9 protein-coding genes are annotated in these 8404 nt (G+C 44.8%); 6 read left to right on the top strand and 3 right to left on the bottom strand.

The annotated features are described in order from the left end of the window. Positions 1-47 precede the first annotated feature (47 nt). The gene (locus tag QUA16_RS11740) at positions 48-236 is read left to right on the top strand and encodes a DUF4365 domain-containing protein (RefSeq protein WP_333108826.1); all 189 of its coding nucleotides are present in this window, start codon (positions 48-50) and stop codon (positions 234-236) included. Next, positions 233-772 (top strand): hypothetical protein, encoded by a 540-nt coding sequence (locus tag QUA16_RS11735; protein WP_333108825.1) that lies wholly within the window; start codon positions 233-235, stop codon positions 770-772. Before QUA16_RS11740 ends, QUA16_RS11735 begins: the two co-directional genes overlap by 4 nt. 94 nt (positions 773-866) lie before the next feature. Here the strand turns inward: QUA16_RS11735 and QUA16_RS11730 are convergent, their stop codons facing one another. After that, entirely contained in the window at positions 867-1853 is a 987-nt protein-coding gene (locus QUA16_RS11730; RefSeq protein ID WP_333181144.1) for a DNA cytosine methyltransferase, read from the bottom strand. A 151-nt stretch (positions 1854-2004) separates the two neighbouring features. Here QUA16_RS11730 and QUA16_RS11725 point away from each other — a divergent pair, with 151 nt between their 5' ends. Next, the gene (locus QUA16_RS11725; RefSeq protein WP_333108819.1) at positions 2005-3270 is read left to right on the top strand and encodes a folylpolyglutamate synthase/dihydrofolate synthase family protein; all 1266 of its coding nucleotides are present in this window, start codon (positions 2005-2007) and stop codon (positions 3268-3270) included. 5 nt (positions 3271-3275) lie between these two features. On the opposite strand, the gene QUA16_RS11720 is transcribed toward QUA16_RS11725, so the two are convergent. After that, positions 3276-3851 (bottom strand): Uma2 family endonuclease, encoded by a 576-nt coding sequence (locus tag QUA16_RS11720; RefSeq protein ID WP_333108818.1) that lies wholly within the window; start codon positions 3849-3851, stop codon positions 3276-3278. A gap of 440 nt (positions 3852-4291) precedes the next feature. Between QUA16_RS11720 and QUA16_RS11715 the strand changes: the two genes are divergently transcribed. Together QUA16_RS11715 and QUA16_RS11710 are read left to right on the top strand one after the other, a co-directional pair. Further along, positions 4292-4909, top strand: coding sequence for a hypothetical protein (locus QUA16_RS11715; protein WP_333108816.1), 618 nt, complete (start codon positions 4292-4294; stop codon positions 4907-4909). Beyond that, on the top strand, positions 4906-5289 hold the full coding sequence (locus QUA16_RS11710) for a hypothetical protein (protein ID WP_333108815.1): 384 nt from the start codon (positions 4906-4908) through the stop codon (positions 5287-5289). The genes QUA16_RS11715 and QUA16_RS11710 overlap by 4 nt, the downstream gene beginning before the upstream one ends. Before the next feature lie 225 nt (positions 5290-5514). Here the strand turns inward: QUA16_RS11710 and QUA16_RS11705 are convergent, their stop codons facing one another. Continuing rightward, positions 5515-6798: a sugar ABC transporter substrate-binding protein gene (locus QUA16_RS11705; protein ID WP_333108814.1), complete on the bottom strand. Its 1284-nt coding sequence runs from the start codon at positions 6796-6798 to the stop codon at positions 5515-5517. Positions 6799-7178: 380 nt separating this feature from the next. Between QUA16_RS11705 and pilM the strand changes: the two genes are divergently transcribed. Continuing rightward, on the top strand, positions 7179-8273 hold the full coding sequence (gene pilM, locus QUA16_RS11700; protein ID WP_333108813.1) for a type IV pilus assembly protein PilM: 1095 nt from the start codon (positions 7179-7181) through the stop codon (positions 8271-8273). The last annotated feature ends 131 nt before the right edge of the window (positions 8274-8404 follow it).

Raw genomic sequence — 8404 nt, 5'->3', positions numbered from 1 at the left:
CTATTTGGTATTTTATCCATCATTACAACTATGTTTTGAGCCAATAAATATCTAATCACTACATATTTATTACTACCCTCTGCTTAAAACGCTGCGCTTATTGGATATCATTAGAAGGTGCAGCATCTACTGACAATAAAGAAAGGGTCACTATTTCCATACCCAGAACAAATATATTTTCGGCTGAGACTCTGACAACTATCATGCAGCGTATCGCAACCGGGAGACAAATATGAATGTGACAATAAAGGATATTGAATTGCTCAAAAATCTCCAACCTCAGCAAATCAGCTACTACTTAGAAGCAAAAGGTTGGAAACAAGCACAACAAATTGACAGCCGCGCTATTATTTGGACAAGCAGCGATATCAAGCCAGAAGCCCCTCAAATCGTTCTACCTTTAAATTCCACTCTTCCTGACTTTCCCGTGTCAATGAACTTGATGTTAGAGACATTGGAAATCATCGAAAATCGCTCTCAACTGGAAATTTTAGCAGATTTAATTACCGGGATTCCTAATACAACTATTCAGGGAATCGTGATTCAAATTCACACTCCTAACGCCGACAAATTAAGTGGCGAGATTACGTTTTTAGGTGTCATTGCCGACAAACTGCGGAAAATTAAAACCTCACTTGCAGACAAAGATTACATCCTCGCAATCAAAGCTTATCAAGAACGCTTGCCTTTCCTCTGTACGGGAGATTTAATCAAAAAAAATCAAACCTTTACCCTCAAAAATCCCCGCAATTTTACTTTAGATGATTTGTAATATCATGTCCGCTAGTATGGACGGGGCGGGTTTATATAATTTGTCGGTAATTATCAAATATTTCGGCGAACCCGCCCCTACAAAACTTTCCATGCTACAAGTGCGAAATATCCGCAAATATTTTATTCGCCAACATCCTCGCCAAATTAACAGGAACAGCATTGCCGACCATTTTGTATCCATCCACAATATACTTATACTTAAAAATAAAGTCATCCGGGAAAGTCTGAACTCTCGCGCACTCTCGCACAGAAAGCCGACGGTAAGGCAGAGGCGAATTGGGGTCAAAAATGCGTTTGTCTTTGCCAACCAAAATCATTTTACTAGCTTGAGGATGGAGAGGTGCGTGTCTGCCACTTGCCTGAATTGTAAAAGAAGGTTCTGACCAACTTCTAACTCGATTGCGCGACATATAAATGCTCGAAAACCCCAAATCCGCACATTCGTGATTTGGGACAGAATCGTGATAATTATCTAATTTACCCTTAACTGACAGTGGCGCGGCCTGCAAATCAAAAATCGCATCTTTCAGTGTCAAAACATCGGTTCCAGGTTCGGGAAACTCAAAACCAAAACCCAGATTTTCCCGATAGCCAACAACAATCACCCTTTGCCTATCTTGCGGAACACCAAAATTTTTAGCATTCACCAACTTGTACGAAACCCGATACCCGATTTCCTCAAACTGCGATAATATATAAGTGAAAGCATCCTTGTTTCTGGGAGCCAAAATACCGCTAACATTCTCAGCTAAAAAAAACCAAGGCTGCTTGTCCCGCACAATTCTGATATACTCCCAGAAAAGTTGACCCCGACTGTCATCAATCCCCCGTTTAGCGCCGGCTTCACTCCAACTTTGACAAGGAGGGCCGCCGATTATCCCAATACAGTTGGGAATTTCATCAGATTTGATTTTTCTGATATCTCTGCGATCTAAAATGGTTTCAGGATGGTTAAACTCGTAGGTATCCCAAATAGACTTATCATATTCATTCGCCCAAACCGGATTAAACCCAGCCAAGCGAAAACCCAAATCCAACCCCCCACAACCCGAAAACAGAGAAATAATATCCAAAGCCACCTTTTTTCACCCGCAATAAATACAATAAATCAATTATAAACCTCTCTTTTCTTAGATATCTCTCTCTTTCTTCTCTCACTCTGCGCCCTCTGCGCCCTCTGCGGTAAAAAAAAATATATAATTCACACACAAACAGAATTTATCATCCTCAATGAATGCCAAACCCCTCCTCCAATCTTATCAACAGTTCGCCGTCCACCTCGGGCTAGAAAGAATCAAACAACTCCTAGAAAAACTAGACAACCCCCACCAACAAGTACCCATTATCCACGTCGCCGGCACAAACGGCAAAGGTTCAGTCTGCGCCTACCTATCATCCGTACTCACAGAAGCAGGTTATCGAGTTGGACGCTACACATCCCCGCACCTAATCGATTGGACAGAAAGAATTTGCATCAACCAAAAACCGATTTCCCCAATAGAATTGCAACAGTATCTAGAACGAGTTGTCGCCGCCAGCGAAAACAACACCGAAACTCCCACTCAATTTGAAATATTTACCGCCGCAGCTTGGCTGTATTTCGCCGAACAAAAAACAGACATCGCAGTCATAGAAACTGGATTGGGCGGAAGATTAGACGCGACTAACGTTTGCGAAACACCTCTCGCTAGCGTCATCACTTCTATCAGTCTCGACCACTGGCAAATACTCGGCCCCACCGTCGCCGATATTGCTGACGAAAAAGCGGGAATTCTTAAAGCAAAATGTCCGGCAGTGATCGGAGAATTGCCAGAATCAGCTAGAATAGTAGTAGAAAAAGGCATTCAAGAATTAGATTGTCCGGCAACTTGGGTAAAACCAGCAAGAGATTTAGGACAAGGATTCGCAGAATATCAGTTAAATCAAAATGCGGTTAAAATAAAATATCAATTGCCGCTGCTGGGAAAAATTCAACTAATGAATTCAGCAATTGCGATCGCAACTTTGCAAACTCTCCAAAACCAAGGATGGCAAATATCCCCAACCGCCATCGAAAACGGTATCGCCAAAACCCAATGGCCCGGAAGACTCCAGCAGACAACTTGGAAAAACCGCAATATATTAATTGACGGCGCGCACAACCCCGCCGCAGCTATCGCCCTGCGTGAATATGTCGATCGCCTGAACAATCACCCGTCACCGATTAACTGGGTAATCGGCATTCTTGCGACTAAAGACTGCGATGATATTTTGAAAGCATTACTCAAAAAGGGCGATCGACTTTACCTAGTACCCGTACCCGATCAAAATTCATCATCCCCCGCAGAATTAGCCACCCTAGCTCAAATTATCTGCCCGGAATTAACACTCTGTCAAGCCTTCCCCGACTTAACAACGGCCTTAGATGCTGCTGTTACAGGTGACAACCTAACAATCCTTTGCGGTTCCCTTTATCTCGTCGGCTATTTTCTGCAACAACAACAATCCCAAGCTTAAACGCATCAGAGTTGTGTTTCTTCCTCAGTAAAGATAGGAGGCCACAATTCCGAAACGGGCAATTCCCAACCGGGAAAAAGTTCTGCTACTGTTAAGATATCGCCATTTCCTAAAACAGTCGGTTCACCTGTAGAGCGATAAATAGTCACTGTTTCTTCATCAGGATCGATCAGAATTCCGACGATCGCACCCAGTTCTATAAACTTCAAAACCTTGGTTTCTATAGGCTTAATGCGATCGCTCTGAGATTTAACCTCAACCACCAAATCGGGGACAAGTTCTCCAAAATAACGCGGACTTTGGCGCAAGCGGGCGGCGCGCACAAAAGAAACATCCGGTGCTTTGACATTCGTATCCGGCATGATGAAACCGCCTGCGGAGTCAAAGACTCTCCCCAAGCGACGGGGATAAACCCAGTTACCCAGCAAGCGAATCAAAATACTGCTGATTTCACTGGATACGATGTCTGATGGCCCCACAATTGAAAGTCTCCCGTCTTCTAGTTCAATTTTGTAATCTAAACCCGCTTCGGAAAAAAGGGTTTGAACTTGGTTTAAATCTTTGAGTGTCATCGCTGGCATAAGAATTTTATCCTATTCTGAGCTGAGCTTTGATTTTAACACGAGTTAAATTTCTGAATATTTGAGGGATTTAGGCTATTTTTGTAGAAATCATCAATCAAGCTGAATTGAGAAAGGATCTCGCACGGGATAAATAAACCCGGTTTCTGGGATGAGCGATCGTTCTTATCAACAAACCTTTACCTCTAAAATAGTCGAGATTGAGCTATCCAGAGTTCTCCTCCGACTCCGGGTTGTGAAGAGGCCGTAATTTCATCACTCGATAATAACTTAAAAGCTGATATCTGCTTATATATGGCGACACAGATTCCCATTATTTAAGAATACGTCAAGTAGCAGAAAAAAGCAAGAGGCGATATAAAAAAAATTAATGCCAATGCCCAATGCCCAATTTTTGTTACAATACAAGTGAGTTTAGAAAAACTTAGAGATAGAAGTTTATGAGCAGCCTTATATCGGTGCAAACGCTAATTGAATATATAGAAGCTTTGCCAGCCCAAGAGCAAACTTTACTATTTGACGAGCTTTTCAGGCGAAACATAATCAAGCAGCTTCAGGAAAACAATACATTAGCACTAAAGGCGTCTATCATTGGAGAAAGAGAAAAGCCGCGCCAGGAAAACACCAAGGAGACAGTCAAGACAAAAACACTCTTAACAGGTAACGCTACCTGCGACATTCGCGCAGCCGATCGCACTAACTCTGGGGGCAACCTCGACAGCTCAAAGGCTCACGTAATCATTAAAAACGAATCAGACAGAACAGTCAGTGCAGCGTTGCTGGGATGGCCAGAATGTAAAGCTTTTGGCGAGACGCGATCGCAAGCACTGCAAAACCTTCACGATTTAGTAAATGCCCAGCTAGCCGAAGCAGAAATCGTCTCTGTCAAACTCACGAATAGTCGATCGAACAATCCTTGGGTGAGGTTAGCAGGTAAGTATGAAAACGATCCGCAATACGATGAGGTATTGGCACACATAGAAGAATATCGCCGCGAACTCGATGCAGAAACCGAAGCTTATTATAGTCAAATTGACGCTGCGGTTGAGACACAATGAGCCGATACATACTTGATACGGATTGTTTCTCCCTTTGGCGAAAGAATCATCCAATGATGGTGCAGCGAATCGAGGTTAACGCAGAAAATCTTGCTGTAACTATCGTAACCCTAGAGGAAGTAATTCGCGGCTGGTTCAATGTTATCAAACAGGCTTCTGAACCTTCGCAAGCGGACAAATTAGTATGGGCTTACACCAAGTTATGGGATACATTAGATGATTTCAAAAATCTCAGCATTCTGAAATTTGACCAGAATGCTTTCAATATCTATCTCATGTCAGATCTATCGCCAATTATACAATTGCCGGGGCGGGTTTGTGAGATTGTCTATTTTTGGCAAATATTATTGGTGAACCCGCCCCTACAGGAATCAGGGTAATCGAGCGGACATGATATTACACTGCGTTCCATCGTCAAATAAGACGCATCGGCAACCGAGATTTGCGGATTGGTGCTATTGTAATTGCTAATAATGCTATCCTCGTTACGCGCAACAACCAAGATTTTTCGGAAGTGCCTGATTTAGAGCAGGAAGACTGGACAATTCAACCTTAAAAGCAAGAGGCGAGTTTAAAAAAAATCCCGCCCCAGCTTCAATTAAAAACTACCTTTGATCCCAAACTTGGGCGGCATCCGCCACAGCTTGATCTACCGACTTTTCCCCTAACATCGCCGCCTGCAAATTGTCATAAATCGCCTTTTGCAACTTCTTAACATCCTTGAGAGGCGGAATCAATAGCTCGGCGGAACTCAACCCAGAAGCACTAACAACGCGAGCTCGATCTGCTGCGGGAGCATCAGCAGAAACTGTCTTAAAATAATCGTCCTGCAAAGCCTCAACCGTAGAAGGCAAAACATTAGCAGCCTTAGCAAAAGCCAACTGATTTTGAGAATTAGTCACGTACAGAGCAAACTTGACAGCATCATCAGGGCGCTTACTGTCGCGGGGCACAACCAAATTCATCACCGCCACAGTCTTCTTGCCTGTTTCCCCCGTAATTTGAGGCGCAGCAGCCGAAACAGCACCAATACTCGGCGCATTCTCAGCAATTGCTTTCAAAAACTGAGGCCCGGAAGCTAAAAAAGTAGTTTCCCCAGCTTGATAAAGCTCGATCGCCCTACGATGTCCCTGCACCAAAACATCCTGTGGCAAAAGTCCGTTCTTGTACAAATCCACCCAATACTGAAAAACAGCTTTGCCCTTAGCAGTATTAAAAGCCGCCTTACCTTTCGCATCAACCAAAGGCACACCCATCTGCACGAAAGATTGCAAAACTTCCGCCGAATCTTCCGGCACAAAAGTCACAAAAAAAGCAAACTTACCAGTCTTCTCCTTCACCTGCTTGGCAACCTGTGCCAACTCGGCATAAGTAGCAGGAGGCTTAGCAATTCCAGCCTTCTTCAACAACTCCGTATTGTAAATTGTCACCCCAGTCGTGAGATACCAAGGAATGCCAAAAGTCTTGCCGTCGAGTACACTAGCTTTCCAGATATTTGGGAGATAGAGCTCACGAACTTGCTGCGGAATCCGAGAATCCAAATCCAGCCAAGCATTGCGTCCCGCCAACAGCGAAGCAAAATCGGGATTTAGGTTCACCACATCCGGCGCAGTTTTCGCCGAAACAGCCCCCAAAATCTTGCTTTCCATCGCCGACCAAGGAACGTCCACCCAACGCACCTTCACCCCCGGATTTTCGGCTTCAAAACCGGCGATCGTCTTGTTGAAATACTCAGTAAACTGAGGTTGAAGCTGCATAGTCCAGAACTCGATTTCCTGCGTATTATTTGCCTGGGAATTAACAGCCGGCTTGCTGCAACTCACCACCGCAGCCAGCAGCAGCCCCACCAGCCCAAAAACAGCAAACAGTTGCCAAGATTTACGTTTCATAGAATAAAATTTGAGAGTTATGGGAACCGTCAGACAAAAAAGCGCTCCCCCGAATCAAGCGCGATGAGTCAGTAACAGAGTTTTGTACCTGGGTTCAGGAGCGAGATAGTCTGTTTTTGTGCAGAATCGGCGGGTTTTCGGTCGATCGAGCTGGAATTTATTGACATTCTCCGCAGAATAGCTATTGTCAAGTAAATTGGATAGCATAAAATCGGAACTAGCGATCGCGCAACACAGACGGAGCTGCGTAGCTACGGCGGGATACCGAGATTACAGCACTCTGGCGGCAGTTGGAAACCAACCCTCCAACAGGGCTGCGCGCTGAATCAGGCTGGCCAACTACAAAAGAAAAAAATAGCAATTATCGGCGACCCAATCACATGGTTAACTTTTTCAAAGGTCTACTTTCCCAACGCCAGCCAGGAATCGGGCTCGAAATAGCCCCAGACCGCATCAACATCATTCAGCTCGAAAAGAAAGGTCAGGCATTAAAATTAGGCATCCTAGCCTCAATAGAAGTTCCAGAAGACTATATACAAGAAGGACAAATAGTCGATCCGCCGGGAATGGCCGAACTAATACGTACCGTCCTCGCCGAAAACAAAATCAAAGCCAAGCGAGTAGCCACAGCCATTCCTGGCCGTGAAGCCGTCATCCGCCTCATCCCAGTTCCTGCAGAGCTCAACGAAGAAGAACTGCGGGATTACATGAACGCAGAAGCAGGACTCTACTTGCCGTTTCCCAGAGAAGACGCCGACGTAGACTATCAAAAAATAGGCCTATTTGTAGATGACGACGGAGTAGAAAAAGTGCAAGTCGTGTTAGTAGCAACCCGCAGAGAAGTTACCGACACATACATCGAAACCTTCAAAGAAGCCGGACTGGTTATAGACGTACTAGAAGTAACCAGTTTTGCCCTAATCCGCACCCTCAAAGACCAACTGCAACAATTTTCCTCCCAAGAAGCCGCAGTTCTCACCGCCATAGAATTTGACAGCACCGAGTTAGCTATAGTAGTGGACGGCATACCTCAGTTCAACCGTACCATCCCGATCGGCACATACCAAATCCAGACCGCCCTCAACCAAGCCATGAACCTGCCGCCAACCAGAGACACCAGCGAACTGCAAGGCATGACCCTGCCAGTCACAGATACAATGGGCGCATCAGGAGACGCTAATCCGGGAACAAATGCGATGATTAAAGTATTAGGAGAACTAGCAGACGAACTGCGCCGCTCAGTAGACTTTTACCTCAACCAGAGCGAAGAACTCGAAGTAGCGCAACTGCTGCTAGCAGGCCCGGGAGCTGCGATCGGCAAACTAGACGAATTTTTTATGCAAAGATTAAGCTTGCCCGCATCTCAAGTCGATCCCATCGAAACCCTAGGAGTCGAAATCAGCCAAGAAATTACCCCAGAACAGCGAGCAGGTTTAGGAGTCGCCCTAGGTTTAGGACTAAGGGAGGTTATGTGACCTAACAGTTTTAGATGAGAGAAAAACAGATTTGAGAATTTTAGGTGAAAACCCCTTCCAAAAGAAGAAGGCAGAAAGCAGAAGGTAGAAGGTAAAAGGTAGAATATATCTGAGCTAGAAGCAGCCCCTTC

Origin of the sequence: Microcoleus sp. S13_C3 (genome assembly GCF_036700905.1) — a bacterium.
GTDB lineage: Bacteria > Cyanobacteriota > Cyanobacteriia > Cyanobacteriales > Microcoleaceae > Microcoleus.
This window is presented reverse-complemented; position numbering and strand designations above follow the sequence as displayed.

Excerpts from the sequence above, each read along its gene's own strand:
- QUA16_RS11735 (WP_333108825.1), top strand. The coding sequence starts at position 233 with ATGAATGTGACAATAAAGGATATTGAATTGCTCAAAAATCTCCAACCT.
- QUA16_RS11725 (WP_333108819.1), top strand. The coding sequence starts at position 2,005 with ATGAATGCCAAACCCCTCCTCCAATCTTATCAACAGTTCGCCGTCCAC.
- QUA16_RS11720 (WP_333108818.1), bottom strand. The coding sequence starts at position 3,851 with ATGCCAGCGATGACACTCAAAGATTTAAACCAAGTTCAAACCCTTTTT.
- QUA16_RS11715 (WP_333108816.1), top strand. The coding sequence starts at position 4,292 with ATGAGCAGCCTTATATCGGTGCAAACGCTAATTGAATATATAGAAGCT.
- QUA16_RS11710 (WP_333108815.1), top strand. The coding sequence starts at position 4,906 with ATGAGCCGATACATACTTGATACGGATTGTTTCTCCCTTTGGCGAAAG.
- QUA16_RS11705 (WP_333108814.1), bottom strand. The coding sequence starts at position 6,798 with ATGAAACGTAAATCTTGGCAACTGTTTGCTGTTTTTGGGCTGGTGGGG.
- pilM (WP_333108813.1), top strand. The coding sequence starts at position 7,179 with ATGGTTAACTTTTTCAAAGGTCTACTTTCCCAACGCCAGCCAGGAATC.